The 20,739-nt window shown below is 38.4% G+C and carries 14 protein-coding genes; 3 read left to right on the top strand and 11 right to left on the bottom strand.

Annotated features, from left to right (window positions below; translation table 11 throughout):
- Positions 1–42: 42 nt before the first annotated feature.
- The 4 genes from MR062_RS11100 to MR062_RS11085 form a co-directional block, all read right to left on the bottom strand.
- Positions 43–834: a (Fe-S)-binding protein gene (locus MR062_RS11100; protein ID WP_242204278.1), complete on the bottom strand. Its 792-nt coding sequence runs from the start codon at positions 832–834 to the stop codon at positions 43–45.
- Positions 835–1,043: 209 nt separating this feature from the next.
- Positions 1,044–2,357 (bottom strand): (Fe-S)-binding protein, encoded by a 1,314-nt coding sequence (locus MR062_RS11095; RefSeq protein ID WP_242204277.1) that lies wholly within the window; start codon positions 2,355–2,357, stop codon positions 1,044–1,046.
- A 9-nt stretch (positions 2,358–2,366) separates the two neighbouring features.
- Entirely contained in the window at positions 2,367–3,302 is a 936-nt protein-coding gene (locus MR062_RS11090; protein WP_242204276.1) for an MlaD family protein, read from the bottom strand.
- A gap of 52 nt (positions 3,303–3,354) precedes the next feature.
- Complete coding sequence (locus MR062_RS11085) at positions 3,355–4,455, bottom strand: N-acetylmuramoyl-L-alanine amidase (protein ID WP_242204275.1); 1,101 nt, start codon at positions 4,453–4,455, stop codon at positions 3,355–3,357.
- Positions 4,456–4,776: 321 nt separating this feature from the next.
- On the opposite strand from MR062_RS11085, the gene MR062_RS11080 reads away from it, so the two are divergent.
- The 3 genes from MR062_RS11080 (at position 4,777) to MR062_RS11070 (ending at position 9,540) form a co-directional block, all read left to right on the top strand.
- Positions 4,777–7,425, top strand: coding sequence for a putative LPS assembly protein LptD (locus MR062_RS11080; protein WP_242204274.1), 2,649 nt, complete (start codon positions 4,777–4,779; stop codon positions 7,423–7,425).
- Positions 7,426–7,502: 77 nt separating this feature from the next.
- Positions 7,503–7,883 (top strand): RidA family protein, encoded by a 381-nt coding sequence (locus tag MR062_RS11075; protein WP_242204273.1) that lies wholly within the window; start codon positions 7,503–7,505, stop codon positions 7,881–7,883.
- A gap of 616 nt (positions 7,884–8,499) precedes the next feature.
- On the top strand, positions 8,500–9,540 hold the full coding sequence (locus MR062_RS11070) for a GMP reductase (protein ID WP_242204272.1): 1,041 nt from the start codon (positions 8,500–8,502) through the stop codon (positions 9,538–9,540).
- Positions 9,541–9,639: 99 nt separating this feature from the next.
- Here MR062_RS11070 and MR062_RS11065 read toward each other — a convergent pair whose 3' ends face one another.
- The 7 genes from MR062_RS11065 to MR062_RS11035 all read right to left on the bottom strand — a co-directional run bounded on the left by MR062_RS11065 (position 9,640) and on the right by MR062_RS11035 (position 20,736).
- The gene (locus MR062_RS11065; RefSeq protein ID WP_242204271.1) at positions 9,640–11,055 is read right to left on the bottom strand and encodes a fasciclin domain-containing protein; all 1,416 of its coding nucleotides are present in this window, start codon (positions 11,053–11,055) and stop codon (positions 9,640–9,642) included.
- Positions 11,056–11,241: 186 nt separating this feature from the next.
- The gene (locus tag MR062_RS11060) at positions 11,242–11,847 is read right to left on the bottom strand and encodes a pyridoxamine 5'-phosphate oxidase family protein (RefSeq protein ID WP_242204270.1); all 606 of its coding nucleotides are present in this window, start codon (positions 11,845–11,847) and stop codon (positions 11,242–11,244) included.
- 21 nt (positions 11,848–11,868) lie between these two features.
- Positions 11,869–12,816, bottom strand: coding sequence for an NAD(P)H-dependent flavin oxidoreductase (locus MR062_RS11055; RefSeq protein ID WP_242204269.1), 948 nt, complete (start codon positions 12,814–12,816; stop codon positions 11,869–11,871).
- A gap of 186 nt (positions 12,817–13,002) precedes the next feature.
- Positions 13,003–15,552 (bottom strand): phosphocholine-specific phospholipase C, encoded by a 2,550-nt coding sequence (locus MR062_RS11050; protein WP_242204268.1) that lies wholly within the window; start codon positions 15,550–15,552, stop codon positions 13,003–13,005.
- A gap of 139 nt (positions 15,553–15,691) precedes the next feature.
- Positions 15,692–17,332, bottom strand: a complete 1,641-nt coding sequence (locus MR062_RS11045; RefSeq protein WP_242204267.1) for an alkaline phosphatase family protein — start codon at positions 17,330–17,332, stop codon at positions 15,692–15,694.
- An 81-nt stretch (positions 17,333–17,413) separates the two neighbouring features.
- Positions 17,414–19,234, bottom strand: a complete 1,821-nt coding sequence (locus MR062_RS11040) for a LamG domain-containing protein (RefSeq protein WP_242204266.1) — start codon at positions 19,232–19,234, stop codon at positions 17,414–17,416.
- A gap of 11 nt (positions 19,235–19,245) precedes the next feature.
- On the bottom strand, positions 19,246–20,736 hold the full coding sequence (locus MR062_RS11035) for a SusD/RagB family nutrient-binding outer membrane lipoprotein (RefSeq protein WP_242204265.1): 1,491 nt from the start codon (positions 20,734–20,736) through the stop codon (positions 19,246–19,248).
- Positions 20,737–20,739: the final 3 nt, after the last annotated feature.

Genomic DNA, 20,739 nt, shown 5'->3' with positions numbered 1-20,739 from the left:
GATGGTTGATACGCTTTAAAACCATAAACCTTGAACTTTAAACTATAACTCTTTCGCATTAGCGATAAGTTCGGCGATATCCATAACGGCTACATCTTCCTCTTTCTCTTTAGCCTTAATACCATCGGTCATCATGGTATTACAAAACGGGCATCCTGCTGCAATAATTTCAGGTTTTGCGTCCAAAGCTTGCTCGGTACGCTCTACATTAACATCTTTATTACCTTTCTCGGGCTCTTTAAACATTTGTGCGCCTCCAGCACCACAACACAACCCATTTTGCCTGCATTTTTTCATTTCTACCAGTTCGGCTTCCAGTTTTTGTATTAGATCACGCGGTGCTTCAAAAACATTATTGGCGCGGCCTAAGTAACAGGGATCATGAAATGTAATACGCTTACCTTTAAATTGTCCTCCCTCAATAGTTAAACGCCCTTCTTCTAGCAAAGACTTTAGAAATTGGGTATGGTGCATCACCTCATAGTTTCCACCTAATTCTGGATACTCATTTTTAATGGTATTAAAGCAATGCGGACAAGCGGTTACTATCTTTTTTACTTCATAAGCATTCAACACCTCTATATTGGTTACCGCTTGCATTTGAAACAAAAACTCATTTCCAGAACGCTTGGCTGGATCTCCTGTACAACTTTCTTCGGTTCCCAAAACCGCAAAGTCAACCTTAGCTTGGTTTAAAAGTTTTACAAATGCCTTGGTTATTTTCTTGGCCCTATCATCAAAACTACCTGCACATCCTACCCAAAACAAGACTTCGGGTTGTTTGCCTTGGGCCATATACTCGGCCATTGTAGGAACTTTAATTGTTTCGCTCATTATTCTTTTTTTGCGTTAGGGATTGAATTAAAAATCTTTTTTTTCATATGGATTCCTGCCTTCCCTTCGACAAGCTCAGGGTAACACGCTGAAATGACAGCATAAAAAGGTTGCTCCTAAAAGCCCGATTCTAAAATCGCGGCTGAGGTTCTCGAAGCCACGATTTTAGAATAACCTACCACTGACAGGCAGGCTTCCCATATAATTTTCTATTCATTCTTCCAGTTTAATCGGTCCATTTGGTTGTATGGCCATGGTGCACCATTGTTCTCTATGTTGGTCATCATGTTGTTCAACTCAACTGGTGCAGCCGATTGTTCCATAACCAAATAGCGGCGCATATCTAAAATTATGGACAAGGGATCGATACTTACCGGACAAGCTTCAACACAGGCATTGCAGGTTGTACAGGCCCATAACTCCTCTCTGGTTATGTAATCGTCCAATAACTGCTTGCCATCTGCTTTAAACTCACCTTTATTGGCATCGATATTTTTACCAACTTCTTCCAGGCGGTCCCTGGTATCCATCATGATTTTTCTTGGTGATAGCTTTTTGCCCGTTTGATTTGCAGGACACTCGCTAGTACAACGCCCACATTCTGTACAGGTGTAAGCATTTAAAAGTTGCAACCAACTTAAATCCTGAACATCACTGGCTCCAAACTTAGCCGGCATTTCTGCTGCTGTTCCTTCAGCTGGTGCAGCAAATGGATCGACGTTGGGATCCATCATCATTTTTACTTCTTTAGTAACAGCATCTAAATTATTCAATTGACCCTTTGGCTCCAGCTTAGCATAGAAGGTATTTGGAAATGCCAATAATATATGCAGGTGTTTTGAAAAATATAAATAGTTTAAAAACACCAAAATACCTAAAATATGCAACCACCAAGCCGTTCTTTCTATACCATGAAGCTGAAGCTCTGGAAGCCCCGAAAACCACGATGCTATGTACTGACTAAAAATATTGCCTGTATTGATCTCCTGAAAATGGACATCGGTAGCATTCATAATCAAAAACAAGGTCATTAATACCATTTCGAAATACAGGATATAATTGGCGTCATTTTTAGGCCAACTGGTCATTTCACTTTTCCAAAAGCGCTGCAGTTTTATAATGTTTCTTCTAATCCAAAATACGGTAACAGCCACAAATACCAAAACCGCCAAAACTTCAAAAGCACCTATTAGAAAACCGTAAATGGAGATTGGCAACACTTTTAAACCTATTCTGTGTGTACCTACCAAACCGTCAATAACAATTTCTAAAATTTCAATATTGATGATTATAAACCCTATATAAACAATAATATGAAGGACACCTGCTATAGGACGCTTTACCATTTTTCCTTGTCCTAAGGCTATCCTAACCATATTTCTCCAACGTTGCGACTTGTTATCACTAACGTCTACATCCTGCCCCAGTTTAATGTTTCGGGTAAGTTTCTTTACATTTTTAGCAAAATAACCTATACCTAAAACAAGGGCTATTGCAAAACATATATTTGGCAAATATTCCATGTGGCAGTATTAATTAGATTGGTCCTCACCGCTATAAGGGATTTCCTTTTTTGATAAAATTCTAAAATAGCGCTTAGGGTGCAGTTTTATATCTCTTAAAAGCGATTCCAGTTCCTTGGTAGCGCCTTCCAGATTAGTATATAATGCTTCGTCCTTAAGTAGTTTTCCCATGGAGCCATTGCCTTGTTCCATATCGTTTAAAATGGCACTTAAAGACGTAAGCGTGTTGTCTAGATTAGATACTGTTTTACTAAGTTCTATATCCTTAATATCGTTGGATAAACTAGCTAAACCTTCACTAGCGGTATTAAAATTATCGATAATCTTAGCCAATTTATCATCATTGCTATCAACCATAGCTTGAGCAGAAACAGCCAATCCTTTTACTGCTTTTAAGGTACTGTTCAATTCTGCAATGGTCGCTTTAAGTCCGTTTTGGGATTCATCTGCCACCAAGGTGTTTAAACTAACCAATAAGGTATCTGCAGAACGTAAGGTACTGTCTAAATTAGTACTAAGACCAGAAAAATTCTGCTTTAAACTGGATATTAGCCCTGGTTGTATTTCTGAAGCAATAAAATCGCCATTTTTAGCCATTTCAGTATCATCGGCCTGGATTATAGCCAATGCATTCCCTCCCATAATACCAGTTTCATACAATCTTATTGTACTGTTCTTGGATAGTTTTAATTCTGGGTTAACGGTAAAGAATACTTTGGTTTTCCCCGATTTAAAGTCATATTCTATGTTGCTTACCTTACCCACTGCATTCCCTTTAATGGTAACAGGTGAAGATGTACTTAAGGCGTTGTAATCGAACTCTGTATAGTATGTGGATTCATTAGAAAAAAGGCTTTCTCCTTTTAAGTAATTAAAGCCATAAATAAGTAGAATGATTCCTGAAATGACAAGTAAGGCAGTTTTAACTTCTTTTGATAGTTTCAAAATCTTTGGTTTTTAGAGAAACAAATTTAAGATAAATTTAAAAAGAATGACTCTAATTAGCTGTAGTTTTTAAAGCTTCGGCCAAGGTTATCTTTTTACCTGATTTAAATGGCACAACAAAACTCGACCCATACCCTTTACGTCTAGCTTCTTCTATTAACGCCTTAGTGGCCTCATAATTTGAGGTTTGCCCATAAAAATATTTATACAGGCTACCTTCTTTTAGCATAGAAATATTATCGAGCCCTTTAAAATTATATGGTTTGGTATCTATGGCATTGGAACTGGCCGCTATTTGAACTTTAAACACGATATCGCTTGAGATTTCTTCTGTAATTTCACTAGCTGTGTCGTTATCTACATAGTAATCTACATTGGTATCAATGCTTTTTTTGTATTCCAATACTGCAGAAACTATGGCCTGGGACATTTCTCCTTGTCCTTTTTTTGAATTAAGATAATTTCCTTCTTTTTTATAAGTTAAAAACCCTGTTTCTACAAGAACACTGGGCATTACTGTTTGATGCAACACAATAAATCCGGCTTGCTTACCCCCCCTACTGTTACGTTTTAACTTGCCTGAAAAATTTTTCTCTATCAAGCTTGCCAGTTGTATACTTTGATCTAAATACTCCTCTTGACTCAGCAAAATACTCATCACCGATTCTGGAGAATTTGGATCGAATCCTGCATAGTTCTTTTCATAATCATCTTCTAGGAAAATAACCGAGTTCTCTTTTTTGGCAACTTCAAAGTTGGTTTTATTACGATGTGTTCCTAACACAAAAGTTTCGGTTCCATGGGCGCTAGAGTTGTGAGAATTACAATGAACCGAAACAAACAAATCTGCATTGGCCTTATTTGCAATTTTCCCTCTTACAAACAAATCCACAAAAACATCTTTCTTTCTTGTATACACTACTTTTATATCAGGATTCTTCTCTAACTCTTTTCCTACTTGCAAAACAATTTTTAAAGCAATATCCTTTTCTTTATAACCATTCCCAAGGTTGCCAGGGTCATGCCCTCCATGACCAGCATCTAAAACCACAACAAATTCATGGTTATTTGGTTGAGCTATTACATGACTAGTCGATAAAATCACTAATGTAATTATAGAACATACTAAGCGTAATACCTTTATCGTTTTCATCCGTTTAAATTTTAGCAATGGCTTAATTTTAAATTAAATTTTGAATATCCGTTATTAGTAACAATTTGTATGCATTTATTGTTTTTAAACTCACGTTATGCACCTTTTAGCCAAAATGGAACAAATATTGATACTTCTATGAGGTTAACAATTTGAATTCCCAGTATATTATAATTTTAAATTTTTCGTGGAATATCAATTAAATCACAGAAAAATATATGTAATTTTGGCAATTCAAAAACCGAGCCATACTTTTACAAAAATACATTAAAAGCGTTGCACACAAACAACTTTAAAATACTTTTTGCCCTAAGTTTTACCATGTTTATCAACATGTTTGGCTACGCCCAAGAACTCCCTGACAATAGAAAGATTATTGGTAACAAGAAAGAAGTTAAAACTGAAAACATTACTATAAAGGCAGACAGTATAATTAACCCTGAGGGCATAATCAAAAAAGAACAGGATTCTACCCAAACCGATTCCATAAAACCAAAGAAAGAGTTACTAGCGGGTATTGTAAAGTATACTGCGACAGATTACACCTCGTTTAATAAGAAGCAACAGAAATTATATCTGTATAATAATGCCGAAATAGATTATGACGGCATGAACATTAAAGCTGGAAGCATTACTATAGATTTAAGCAAGGACTTGGTTTACGCCAAAGGTATAACCGATAGTATTGAAGGCTATACCCAAGCTCCCGTTTTCAGTAAAGATGGTAATGTTGTTGAACCAGACTCCATCTTATTCAACACCAAAACAGAAAAAGCACTCATTTACCGCTCTATTACAGAACAAGGTGAAGGAACCGTTATCGCTAATGTGACTAAACGTGTAAACGATTCGGTATACTTTATAAAAGACGCTAAATATACGACTGCCCAAGATTTAGACGACCCGGAATACTATATCAAACTAAGAAAGGCTAAAATAGTCCCTAAGAAAAAGATTGTTACCGGGCTTGCCAATTTGTTTATTTACGATGTACCAACTCCTATTGGAGTTCCTTTTGGATTCTTCCCACAGTCTGAAAAGCAAACCTCAGGAATTATCATCCCCAGTTTTGGTGAGCAAAACGATCGGGGCTATTTTTTACAAAACTTTGGATATTACTTTGCTATAAGCGATTATTTTGATTTAGCTGTTTATGGCGATTACTATACCAACGGAAGTTACGGTTTTAGAGCAGAAAACTCTTATGCTGTACGCTACAAGTTTAGGGGCAACTTAAGTTTCAGGTATGAAAATTTAATTACTAGCGAACGTGGTTTTCCCGATTATTCAAGAAGTACCATTTACAATTTAAGGTGGTCGCACAGCCAGGATTCTAAAGCAAGCCCCAATTCCCGCTTTTCTGCTTCGGTGAATTTAGGAAGTAGCACTTACTATAGAAACTCGCTTAACCAAATTAATACGGGTAATTTTTTAAGTAACACCTTATCATCTTCGGTATCTTACTCCAAAACCTTTCAAGGGGAGCCTCAAGTAAATTTTAGTCTTACGGCAACCCACTCACAAAATACCAATACACAGCAAATAAATATGACCCTACCTACTTTTCAAGGTAGTGTAGGACGTATATATCCTTTAGCCCCTAAATCAGGATCCAAAAAAGGAATTATTCAAAATATAAACTTACAATATAGCGTAAGGGGTGAAAACAGGATACAAACTACAGATTCCTTATTCTTTAAAAAGGAAATGTTTGATGACGCCAGAGCAGGTTTTCAGCATAACATTCCTTTAAGTACCAACTTTAAACTATTAAAATATTTTAGTGTTAGTGCCAGTACCAATTATAATGAAGTTTGGACGTTCAATACCATAAACAAATTTTACGATCCAGACGAAGGGAAAACCATAACCGAAGACCTAAAGGGATTCGACTCGTATAGAACCTACAATTTTAGCACCAGTTTGGGAACCACCATTTATGGTATGTTCGATTTTGGAGAAGATAAAAAAATACAGGCCATAAGGCATGTTATGCGCCCGTCTGTAAGCTATAATATCAATCCTGCTTTCGATAAATACTATGAGAATGTTGAAGTGGTTACTGCCGATGGGCAAACTGTGGGCGAACTGGAAGATGAATTTTCCAGGTTTGAAGGTGGGCTTTTTGGTGTTCCCGGTAAAACCTTTTCAAGCTCCATAGGAATTTCCGTAGCGAATAATTTGGAAGCTAAGGTAAGAGATAGGGATACTACGGCCACCGAACCTAAAAAGATAACCTTACTGAACAACCTTAATTTTTCTACCTCCTATAATGTGGCAGGTGACTCCCTACAATGGAGTCCCGTTAGAATGTCTGGAGGTACGCAACTCTTTAATAATAAAATGAGTGTGAATTTTGGTGCTTCCTTAGACCCTTATGCACTAGACAACAATAACAACAGAATAGATAAGTTTAATATAGATAACGGAGGAAGCCTATTTAGGTTAACCAGTGCCAACCTAACTATGAGCTATTCCCTATCTAACAAAGGCAAGAAAGATAAAGATGGTGGCCAAGAAGCCAGTAATCGTCCCGAGGATGTCTTGCCAAAAAATTTGGACTTTTCCAATCAGGAAATAAATGCTTCTAAAGAAGAAGACGATGAAGACGAAAAACCCAGTGAATTGTACAATTACAAGATTCCCTGGAACCTTCGCTTGGCTTATGCCGTAAACTATAGCAACAGCCGAAGGCAAAATGAAATTTCGTCACACTCGCTTATGTTTTCGGGAGACGTTGAGCTCTCCCCAAAATGGTCGGTAGGTGTTTCATCGGGTTATGATTTAAAAAATCAAGGATTTACAAATACGCAGTTCAGATTTGAACGTGATTTGCTTAGTTGGCGTATGAACTTTGCATGGAATCCATTTGGATCTCGTGCCTATTGGAATTTCTTTATAGGTATTAAGTCTAGCTTATTGAAAGATTTAAAATACGAAAAACGCAGACAGCCAGATAGAAGTTTATAATGTTAGATAAGAGGAAAAAAGATTTACCTATTGCATTTTAAACACCCTAATAAACCAACAACAAATAAACCAAACCAATGAAAACAATAATAAATACCACAAAGGCACCCGCTCCCATTGGACCCTATAATCAAGCGGTTTTAGTAGGCAACATGCTTTACACGTCTGGTCAAATAGCTTTTAATCCAGAAACAGGAAATTTGGTTTTAGACGATATTAAAACCGAGACCCATCAGGTGATGCAAAACCTTAAGGCTGTATTAGAAGCTGCCCATATGACGTTCGACCACGTAATTAAGTGCTCTATATTTATTAGCGACATGGATAACTTTACGTTAATTAATGAAGCATACGGCAGCTATTTTAATGACGAAAATGCACCGGCTAGGGAAACCGTTGAAGTAGCTCGATTACCCAAAGATGTTAATGTTGAAATTAGCTTAATTGCCGTAAAGTAATTTAGTTTTAAATACCATTTTAGGACATCGCTTTTTCAGGAACTTTTTTGGGCAAATGGCAAGCCACCGTGCTATCCGCTATAGTTTTTTAAAATTTTTGGAATTTTAAAAAAGCTGCCGCTCCTATCACTTTTGCAGGGCTTTATTTGTTAGCTCAGTACATGACAAAACCTTTGTGCTTTTTTTAGTAATACCGTTCCAACTTTAAACTCTTATACGAGTTTAAAACCACCTTCCCTTCATTTCGACAAGCTCAATGACCGGGGAAGGAATTGTGCTTATGGATCAATTTTTAACTCTCATCCTTTTCTAGGAGGAGTGGATTCATTCCGAGTAAACAATATGAAAACAAGGTAGTTAAAAAAGTTAACCCAATAGGATTTGATTTTTTAGTGGTCAATCTATATTAGGGACGTACACTAACTTCCATCTTCAAGCTTCAAGCTTCAAGCCTCAAGCTTCCAACTTCCATCTTCTAGCTTCTAACTTCTAGCTTCTAACTTCTAACTTCCAGCTTCTAACTTCCAACTTCCAGCTTATCCATTCCATCAATTTATTATTTTCTATTCTCAAGTTAAAAAACTAAATTTAGAGTTGTATAATTTTAGTTTAAACCATGCGAATAGAATATGATATTAAGTTGGGGTTTAAGGACGTTATGATTCGCCCCAAACGATCAACAATTAAAAGCAGGTCACAAGTCACCTTAGAACGGGAATTTAAATTTTTGCACAGCCCGCTACTCTGGAAGGGCGTTCCCATTATGGCGGCCAATATGGATACGGTAGGCACTTTTAACATGGCCAAAGCCTTATCCCAAAAAAAGATTTTTACTGCCATACATAAACATTATCCTTTAAATGATTGGAAGGCATTCTTAAGTAATTTTCAAGAAGAAGATTACCATTACATTGCCGTTAGCACTGGTATTGGCAAACAAGATTCAGAAAAGTTAAGTGCCATTATTCAAAATAATCCATCATTACAATTTATATGTATTGATGTGGCCAATGGCTATTCTGAATACTTTGCTGAATTTGTAAAACGAACCCGGGATCAATATCCCGACAAGGTTATTATAGCCGGGAATGTGGTAACGGGTGAAATGGTTGAAGAACTTTTACTTTCTGGGGCAGATATTGTTAAAGTTGGAATAGGCCCTGGTTCAGTTTGTACAACTAGGGTTAAAACAGGTGTAGGCTATCCACAGCTTTCGGCCATTATTGAATGCTCTGATGCTGCTCACGGATTAGGCGGACAAATTATTAGTGATGGTGGCTGTTCCCATCCAGGTGATATCGCTAAAGCTTTTGGTGCTGGTGCCGATTTTGTGATGCTTGGCGGCATGTTGGCGGGCCATGATGAAAGCGGTGGTGAAATTGTTCAACGCAACGGCCAGTCCTTTAGAAAGTTTTATGGCATGAGCTCTGCAACTGCAATGAACAAACATACTGGTGGCATTGCCGAATACCGTGCCAGTGAGGGCAAAACTGTTGAAATACCCTATAAAGGTGACGTTGAGTCAACTATCCAAGATATTTTGGGAGGTTTGCGTAGCACCTGTACCTATGTTGGAGCTGCCAGGCTAAAAGAACTTACCAAACGTACTACATTCATTAGGGTTAACGAACAAGAAAACAGGACTTATTCTGAATAAACCTATCCAATAAATAAGAGGGTATGGCTTCATATAAAAGCCATACCCTCAAACTAACCAATCAAACCAATTAAAAACTTTTCTTTTTCTATTAATCTTTTATGGTACTAAAACGGCGTCTATCACATGAATAGCACCATTGGTGGCTTGCACATTCAATAAGTCTGGTATTAACATTGCTGTCCCGTCTATTGTTAAACTGTTCAAATCCAAATCAAAATCTCCATTTAATGTAGTTACCGAACCGCTTGATAAATCACTTGAATAAACACGCCCTTCAACTACATGGTACAACAAGATATTGGTTAACGCATTAACATCCAACCCATTGATAACTGCTTTAGCAGACTCAACATCACTTTCTCCTAAAAGGCTTAAAAATGCAGCATTTGTTGGAGCAAATACAGTAAGCTGCCCATAAGGGCCTTCACCACTTAACACTCCAGCTAAACCTGCAGCTGTAGCAGCTTCCAATAGTAATGAAAACTCAGGGCTATAACTACTTGCCAATTCTACTAAATTCTGTGTTGGAGGCATTAATACCTTGTCGATAACATGTATAACACCATTTGTAGCTTGTACATTAGCCATCTGTACACTGGAATCGTTTATATATACCATTGGCGCATCATCAAGGTTAACTTGAACTGCAGCACCATTGAGCGTTGGTACAAAGCCATTGCTAAGCTGATTACTAAAGACATAGCCATCAACAACATGATAAAGTAATATTTGTGTCAATAAATCTACTGGTATATCATCTAACGAGGTAAAAGGGGTAGCTTCCAACAAATCCATAAAAGCCTGGTTTGTTGGCGCAAAAACAGTAAATGGTCCAGCATTAGCCAGTGTATCACCCAAACCAGCTTTGGTCACGGCATCTACCAAAATTGAAAATTCAGGATCTTGACTAATGGCTAAATCTACTAAATTAAGAGTGGGTATAGACAACACCTCATCTAAAACATGTATTACGCCATTTCTTGCCTTGATATCTGCAATAGTTACCATTGCATTATTGACCAAAACATTATCACCATCTACATTTACAATTACATGACTTCCCTGAACAGTTTCAACTGATCCTGAAACCAACTGCGAACTATAAACTGGTTGTCCCACCACATGGTACAATAGAATATCAACAATACCAGGAACATCAGCTATGTTCTTTTTGTTTAAACCAATAGCTTCAAAAGCTTTGTCTGTAGGAGCAAAAACAGTCAATCTATTTTTTGAAACCGTACTGGATAATTTTGTTTTTGCTAAAGCCACACTTAGTATCTCAAAGGTTGGCCCATCACTGTAACCATCAGATGAAGTAGTTTTAGCAGTAGAGGCCGTCCGGTTATAAGACTCTAACACTTCTATTATAGTAGGTTCTTGAGACTCAGCATCCATTATTTCTACATCTTCATTACTACAAGAAAGTACTAGTAACAATAAAGCAAACATCAGCATAGGTAATTTTAAAAAGAGACTGGGGTCTTTCAATTTAAGTGTCGTTGCTTTCATAATATTTTGTTTAACTTTTTAATTATTTCTTCAAACATAATAATTTTGTTTAACTTTTAATTCTTTTTATTAAACAAAAAGATGAAATACACAAAATTACCGATGTATGACTATATTTTAGTATAATCAAACATGAATTATTAATGAAGAATAGTTTAGGTTTAAGAGAGTGAATTATTTAAAATCTTACAAATCTTTCTGGTAACGCTTAACCATCTCCTCTCTCGTTTCTGGTAAACCATCAATCTTAAGCTGATCTTTAAGCATTTCACCCATAGTTGGAAATGTGTTCCTATCTATTTGAGCTGAACTGTCCCATAATTTTGAACGCATAAAGGCCTTCGCACAATGTAGAAAGACCTCTTTTACAGTAACAACAATACATGATTTTGGCAAGTGTTTTTCAGAAGCAAATAGCTGTAAGTCTTTTTGGTCTGAAGAAATATAGGCATTCCCATTAATTCTTAACGTTTCATCTACTCCTGGAATTAGAAACAATAAGCCTATTTTGCCAGTTTCAACAATATTAATTAGGCTATCTATTCTATTATTGCCTTTGGCATCTGGAATTACAATTTTGTTATCTCCAATAACTTTCACAAACCCTGGTTCTCCACCTCTTGGAGAAGCATCTAATTGTCCTTGGTTATTAACTGACGACAATACCAAAAAAGGAGCATGTTCAATAAAATTGATACTGTGTTTTTCTAGTTTATTTAAAACCTTATCTTTTGCCCTTCCAGCTGGAAACCCATATAATGCCCTTAGTTGTTCTGTGTTGGTAACCTTCATTTGTTCGTATAATTAATTAAGCTAATCAATCAATTTTTTAATAATGTCCTTAACAGGAAGAATAGCATTGGTATATTCAATACTTGGACCAGCTACCCAAACTGTTTTATAGGTTGCCTTGGTTGCTGCATTTTTTGTGGCATTCATACCAATTTTAAACCTAATCATTTTTACCCACTTCTTCAATTTTCGGTTTTTATTCAATAGCTTCTCAAGCCATGTGGCTTTAGTTCCAATTTTTTGAACATAAGGTGTGTTAATTACAGTACAAGGTGTCCCGGAAATCCGTTCGGTCATAACAATATCATTAGCTCCATAGTCTACACAAGCTTGCTTATATTCCTTTGTAACATTAGCTTCGACCGAAGCAATAAAAGGACTTCCCACCGAAACACCGGCTGCTCCATAACTTAACATTTTATCAATATCGGCTTTGCACCCCACACCCCCAGCAGAAATAATGGGAATATTACAATTGGTTTTTAGCTCTTTAATTAAATGTTCTGGAGACATATCCCCTCTATGTCCTCCTGCCTCATTGTTAACAGCTATAACAGCATCGGCACCTAAATTTTCAACCTTTTTAGCATATTTTAAATCAACAACATCACAAAATACTTTGATGCCCACTTTATGGGCACGATTAATAGTTTCTTCTGGACTTCCCAACGAAGTGATAATAAAGTCACAACCTGCTTCACACAGTACTTGCAACTGTCCTTTATATTTTACATTGGACTTGTTAACTATTAAGTTAAACCCGAATGCTCCTCCTACAGGTTTTGCTGCTTTTAATTCTTTAGCTGCAGCCCTAAGCTCATCCAAGGTTCTATAATTTAATGCTGGAATACAACCCGCTATACCACATTTCATGGCTTCAACAACCATGGCTGTATTGGATACTAAAAACATAGGAGCCTGAATAATAGGATATTTTATATCCAATAACTTGGTGAGTTCTGCAGCCATTTAAATCATATTTCTTCAAAAGTACATGAATTTTTCAGAAGAAATATATTATGCATGCATAAAAAATAAAAACACCTTCTCCTAACTATATAGCTAGAATAAAGAACACTATAATGACACCAATTGAGCTGATTAATAAAACTTCAATACACCCTTAAGAGTAAAGGCTACATTGAGGTTTTATATCTAAATTACCCGCCCCATAAACGGGTCTGTCTTAGAGGCCTTGCCCGTTTCTACACGACCAGCGAAGCGTCTTTCATAAGTGCCGATGCCTACTACCCTTAATGAAAAGTCGTACCAGCCATAACTATCGCTCGATCTTAATACAACCTTGATCGTATCACCTTTGGCAACATCATGACTTACTGTTGGGCTATTATAGGCATGGTCGGTAATTTCTATCCTATAATCCACCCCTGAGGTATTGGCTATTTCCAGCTCCACATTACCCGATAGCTTCCTTAACAAGCGCCCAACACTTTCGAAGTGGCACTTTATCTTAAGTTCTGGATCTGATGCACTTCCCTTGTACTCCCTATAAAAACCATTTGGACCATAGGCCCGTAAATGGTAATTCCCGTTTTCAAAATGGCTTAAGGGCCATGTATCCTCTACCTGTTCTCCCGCTTCTACTGCAAAAGCCCATGCCTTAACTGGCTTGAAATGCTTTATTCTTGAGTGGTCTTCCTGGAGGTAATTACCAGGAGCATAGACATTAAACGGAGCTCCGGAAGCCAAATTCCCAAACACTTGGTTAGCAGCTTGAAACGACAATTTAAAGGTTTCATTTGTCCTGTCAATACTATCTTCTATGTATAGCTCATAGGGCAATGCACAAGAATCCTTGATCCCGGGTTCTTGTGCCGGCATGTACGGGAGATCATGCTCTCCTGACCGCACTTTCTCCATCTCCCCTGCGCTAAGTGGTTTAAAGTTAGACGGCGGGGACTTAAAGCTTGCCCTGTAAATATCCTCCATAAAGGGTGTCCTGTCCACAAACTCCGAGAAATTTAGTGCCGTAGGGTTGAATGGACGAAAAGCAGAGGTCATATCTCCAGAAATAGCCCTGCGCCAACTGCTTATATTGGTCTCCTTAATGGTCTTTCCTGTTTTCTTGGCCAAGAACTTTTCCATGAACTGCAGTGGAGAGGTAAGATCGCATACCTCGGAATTCACCCATCCGCCACGGCTCCACGGTGAGGCTACAACCATAGGTACACGGTACCCCATGCCAACGGGAGTTTCCCGGGCATTTTCAGGTTTCACACCACGCTTTTCGAGCTCGTCTTCCATGGTAATATATTCTGAAGTAACATCAATCCCTTTGGAAGTCTTGTGCTTTTGTTCCGGATGTGGGGCCACAAAAGGCGGCACATGGTCGAAATACCCATCGTTCTCATCATAAGTTAAGATGAATATTGTCTTTTTCCACACCTCTGGATTCTTCGTCAGGATATCCAGTACTTCGGAAACATACCAAGCTCCGAACCAAGGGGCGCTGGGGTGGTCCGAAAATTTTTGCGGAGCCACAAGCCAGGATACTGTTGGTAACTTGTTCGTATTGACATCTTCCCTAAACTGGTGCAAGATGTCTCCCTTGGGCACACGCATAGTCCGTTCTTCACCATTGTCATTAAAGGTAATGGACTCCGTCTCATGGTAATGGGGATCGTTACTATTGGTAGTAAATGCTCTTTCATGAATGTTCTTTTGGAACGTACTAAGCTTTTCATAGTTCTCAGGACTCCATAATTCCAGCTCCTCCTTTATCTTTTTCAGCTGATTCTGCTTTTGCACTAACTGGTTTCTAAGCTTTTGGGTTGCCACCTTAGGCTGTGCTTTGATTTGTTGCTCCAGTTCACCAATCTCATCGGGTAACTCGCTAAAGCGCTTTTTTAAAAAGCTTTGATGGCTTTTACTGAAGCGTACGTTGAACTGACTAAAAAATTCGAAGTTATTATCAGTGAAATTCGCTAACAAAGCTTCGTCCTCTCCCGTGAGTCCCGTTTGAACGCTAATCTCATTCTGATAGACCCGCCAAGAGATACCATGTTCTTCCAGACGCTCGGGATAGGTCTTCCATTTCGCCTCGCTATTGTAGTAAGTATCAGAATTCCAAACACAGGGCTTGGATGTAGGCGTCTCCCTAATTTTGCCCGACCAAAAATAGTTTCTGTTGGGCGTGGTACCCGTTAAACTGGAACAAAAGTGCTGATCGAACACCGTAAAGGCATCGGCAAAGGCATAGTAGAAGGGAATATCTTCACGGTTATAATACCCCATGGTTAAGGGCATGTCCCGGTAAGGCTTACGGTGAGTCCGTTTGGCTTCCAACCAATTGTCGTACTTCCCTTTATTGCGCGCATCAACCTGACTTTCAAAGGAATGTGGTAAATCGCCCATCCAAGTGGCACGGGTCGCCTTCATATCCAGTCGGAAAGGCGCATAAGTCTCCCCCTTTTTATTGGACTGTAACCAGACTGGATTCCTGTTGGGTAGTGTGATCGCTCGGGGATCGTTAAACCCCCTAACGCCCCTAAGGGTTCCAAAGCAATGGTCGAACGACCTGTTTTCTTGCATTAACAAAACTATATGTTCGGCATCCTCGTAGGTACTGCCCTCTTCTGGATCGATTGACAGGGCACGTTGGACTGAGGCCGGTAGACTGCCTACAACGCCCAAGCCACCGGTTAACAACCCTGCTTGTTTTAAAAAATCTCTTCTTGTACTCATTTTATTTTTATTTTTTTTCTTAAATAATACACCATGTTAATATAATGCTATTTGCTCATTATCATAAAAAGCAAGGGTGGTAAAGTTAAACTCCCCACCCCCACTTATCAAAATAAAAAAACTAACTCTATTCAAAATACTAATTATAACAATCTGTACTGATTATGGAATTACCATCTAAATCCCAGCTACTATCTATGGGGATGCACAAATGGTTTAGGGCAGTAACAGCAACATCAACGGTACGCGGTGTATTGTCGTAATTGCTTATGGTTTCAACTGTACTTTGTGTGGCGTCCATCCACGTTCCATTGATTAAGCTGCCATCATATCCTTTTGGACCCGAATCAGCTAAAGTTGCACCTGAACCTTCTGTAAGTTTCCAATGCCCTAAAAGGTTGGCATATTGTGGGTGTGAATTATCCAACACCTTACAATTCCAGGTATCAATAGCATCAGGTTCTAATATACTATTGAACATCCTAACCTCAGCTATATAACCATTATAATGCCAATTTAAATTGCCATCGGCTCCCATAGTAAAAGGAAAATCGTTATCTATATTGCCAATGGCTGTCATAGAGGCACTATTCTTTAAGGCACCATCTACATAAACCTTTAAAAGGTCATCTCTATCAAACGTAGCACTTACCATATGCCATGCGTTATCGGTGATCTCACCGGCCTCTACATCTACTCGATTGGTACCATCCCCTACATTAATCTTAAAGTTCCTGGTATTAGGTTTAAAAGAAAAAACATACCCTGGGAGTAGCCCACTATTCCAATTCTTTTTTGCAATGACGCCTACATCGCCTGGGGATTTTGATCGTATCCTACATTCGATAGAAAAATCCTGATCACTACCAAAGTTAAAATCTTGCTGACTTGCCACTTCCACTACCGCTTCCTCAAATTTTAATTCATAGGCACTGCCCAAGCAATTATCGGCTGGTGGTACGGTGACCTGGGTTGTTTCTTTTTTTATTTCTTTATATGGAATATGGTCACCACTGGCTATTACAAAAATAGTACGTTCTTCATCCGTACCACCTCCATGACTATAGCCAATCCCTCCATGATCGGTACTTGATAAAATCAACCAATTTTCCTTGCTGTAGTTCTCACGGGCCCTTAAAGCTTGCATGATCTCTCCAATGGCCTGATCTACACTTTCAATAGTACTTATATAAGTTGGGTTTTCTGGACTGAATCCGGTGGTATGGCCTGCATGGTCTGGGGCATCAAAATCGACATATAGGGCCGTAAGTTCTTCTATCCCTAATTGGGCTATGACCTTATTCTTTACATCTTCGGTGGTGTTCTCTGTATTTACAATTAGGTCTGCATGGGGTTTTGCTATGATATCATTTATGGGATGCCATTGCGACACGGAAACGGTACGGTATGCGGGGTTACTATCTTCAACATATTTAAAAAAATGTGGGTAATTGCTATAATTATTTCCGTTAAAGGAATTATCGGTTACCCCATGTTTTTCTTCCCATACCCCTGTTAGCATGGCCGACCAGCCTGGTCCACTAACCGTGGTTCTTATATTCCGTGCATCGAGCGAATAGGTTCCGTTAGCCATTAAGGCATCTAAATTAGGGGTATTTGCAGCCGTTATGGCATCTGGTCTACAACCATCCAACCCCAAAAGCAAAACTTTTTTGGTCAATGTCTCTCCTATAGGTTCTGGGTTCGATTCTGGAGAAGAACTACTACAGCCCGTACCCAACAGAATTATTTGTATTAATATAATTTTTATGTATTTCATAAGTATGATATTCAAAAAAAACACCTTCTTTAAAAAAATGAAAAAGAAGGTGCTTTATAAATTAACTCAATTCAAGATTAACTAAAATAAAACGGTGTCTACTGTAGGCAAGCCTTCAATGGTTGCCTTACTAAGTGCTTTGTCGAATAATAAGAAATCGGTAATGCTTATCGGATTGTCTTCGCTAGTACCACTGTTATCTCCAAATATGATGAACTTAGCAAGATCTAACGAGAATATCCCATCTACACTAGCCAATAAATCATCTGTATAAATCTCTACACCATCGACATAAAATCGTACTTCAGGGGCATCAACTGCCAATACAATTCTATGCCATGTGTCTGCCTGAATGGTACCTGAAAATCCACTGGCACCACCATTAAACCAAAAACCACCATTTGGATCAATATATACAGGGCCATCCGAATCATTTGCGGTATTGGTTTGTAATAAATCAATGTACTTTCCAAGGTCTGCCGCAGCTACTTTAACATCCCAGATCATGGTATAGGTGTTTACATTAGCCCCCCCTACAGCTGGCATGCCATGGTCTACTTCGTACCAGGATCCAATATCCACCAAGGCAGCTCCATCTTCGACATTAACACCCGCTACAGCACTATGCGATCCAGCACCTGCAATTACAAGGTCATTACCACAATTGGCCTTTGTTAGATCTGCTGCTGCATCAAACTTCCAACGTCCCACCAAACTTTGTGTAATACTGGGAATGGCTGGCTCGGTGACTGCAGGGAAACTCTGTATTACCGATCCTGCAAATGCCGTATCAAACAACATAAACTCCGTAATACCGATAGGGTTATCTTCTGAAGCGCCACTATTATCTCCGAATATGATAAATTTAGAAAGATCTAAAGAGAATATCCCATCTTTACTAGCCAATAAATCATTTGTATAAATCTCTACACCATCGACATAAAATCGTACTTCAGGAGCATCAACTGCCAATACAATCCTGTGCCATGTGTCTGCCTGAATGGTACCTCCAAATCCGCTGGCGCCACCATTAAACCAAAAACCGCCATCAGGATCAATATATACGGGCCCATCCGAATCATTAGCGGTATTGGTTTGTAATAAATCAATGTATTTTCCAAGGTCGGCAGCTGACACTTTAACATCCCAGATCATGGTATAGGTGTTTACATTAGAGCCACCTACAGCTGGCATGCCATGGTCGACTTCGTACCAGGATTCAGTATCCACTAAAGCAGCTCCATCTTCGGCATTAATACCTGCTATGGCACTATGCGATCCAGCACCTGCAATTATAAGGTCATTTCCAATAGTTGCCTTTCCTAAATTGTTTGGATCGTTAAATCGCCAATAGCCAACTAAATTTTTAGATAAATCTGCATTAGGGTCAATAACTTCTATTTTCACATAAGTTATTTTATAAATAACACTTCCCTGAGCACCATCTAGGTAGTTAAAATCAAATTTTAAAAATATTTTATCTTTTAGTTCCAAAAGCCCTAATTCTGGTAGCGTAGTAGAAATGTTTATTCTAAACTTATCGCCATCAGGCTGTGCTTCAGTAAAGCTATATAATTCATCTCCATTGACCGTATTGGTTACAGAAAGATTCTTTAGTTGCTTGGGTAAAACAAATGATAGAACAACAGGATCCCCTTCTTCAAATTTACCTTCTTTTGAAGGGTCATAATCTAATGCAGCTAGTTCTTCCTCTGTATAGGCAACCCCTGTTTTAGGATTAGGGTTGTCAAAATAATACTCAAAATTAGTAAGGTACCTTTCATCTGCCCAGCCTGCTCCTCTATCGGGTGTACAACCATTAAGCATTGATAGTATGACTGTAAATAGTAACAGGCAAACTATGGCTGTATATGATTTTATTATATTTATTTTTTTCATCATCTTAACTATTTTTAATCTTTTAGTTCCCATATTATTTGATCTCTGTCATCTACTTCTGCTCCAAATTGGGATATTAATGCAGCTCTATAGTTATCGTAGTTATTATCATTTTCAGATTGTGGGTAAGCCCAACGCAAGGGAAGTTTATCTACCAAATTTTCGCCTGAGAACTTATATGCCGGCACACCTGTTCTTCTGTTCAAAAAGAAAGATTCCCAACCTGAGTTTTCAAAAAAGGCTATATACATTTGCTCATGTATTCTGGTTAAACCTGCATCTCCAGTAGTATATGGAGCCTTTGATGCTAAATAGGCATCGGCTTCATCTTCTTCCACTCCAAAGAATTCCATAGAGGCCTTAACCCCATTGTTATAATGGTCTTGGGCATTAGCCGATACCCAACCTCTATGTGCTGCTTCAGCAATATTCAACTCTTGTTCAAAATAACCTATAAGCACTGTAGGTTGCCCTACAAAATTCCAGTACTTGTCTTCATTAGGATTAGAAATACCGCCACTGGACCTAACCAAAACATTATCGGCTGTTGATGCCGACGGATCGCCTCCGTTATATGAATTAAAGTCGTTTCTAACCTCGTCTTCATTAGAATTGGCTTCCATAGCACTTGGCGTAGGATCGGCTACCGCTTTTAACCTTGGATCTTCATAATCCTTAAGCATGTCAACAAAGGTGTTAGCCAGAATGATATCTACTTTGGCTGTTGCATTATTAGGATTGTAATAGCCACGATAACCATCTTCATCCTGATGTGCTAACTGCATGTTATCATTAAGACTGGTCATTAAAGGATAAGTCTGTGGATTATCTAACATGGTCGCCAACCTTCCTTTAATATTTAAATCGGTATCATTTGCTTTTTTACTTAAGGTTAGCATAACCCTTATGGCATAAGCATTAATAACCTTTTGCCACTTGGTTAGATCGCCATTAAAATAAGCATCGCCTTCTAAAACATATACAGGATTATTCGATATGAATTCGCCTAATTCCAAGTTTGCTTCCTCTAACCAATCTAAGCATTGTATATAGACTGTTTTTTGAGTATCGTATTTAGGTCTTGTATTTTCAGCAGCCAACAGTGCCTCTCTAAGTGGGACATCTCCCATAGACCGACACATATCGACAAAATTATAAGCCTTAAAAAACTTAGCCATTATTTTATAAACAGGTGCCCCAACTCTATCGGCTTCTTCTTCCATTTTAAGCACATTCCTTAAAGTTCCATATCTGAACCCTCTGCTACCAAAACGATAGCTTATAGGGTTACCATCGGAATTACTTCTAATATGATATTGCGGATATTCATAGGTATCTGAAAATGCCGATGACGTGGTGGGCGTGACATTGGTAAACAATAAACTGGGTGGAACCATAGTAGGTGCGTTAGGGTTTTCCCTTAATTCATCATAATCCAAACAGCTATTAAATGTTCCTGCAAGCAATACAAAGATTGCAATACTGAATGTTATCTTCTTTATCATAAC

This window comes from Aestuariivivens insulae, from assembly GCF_022662195.1.
GTDB lineage: Bacteria > Bacteroidota > Bacteroidia > Flavobacteriales > Flavobacteriaceae > Aestuariivivens > Aestuariivivens insulae.
Note: the sequence above shows the minus strand (reverse complement) of the source record. Positions and strands in the feature narration are given on the sequence as shown.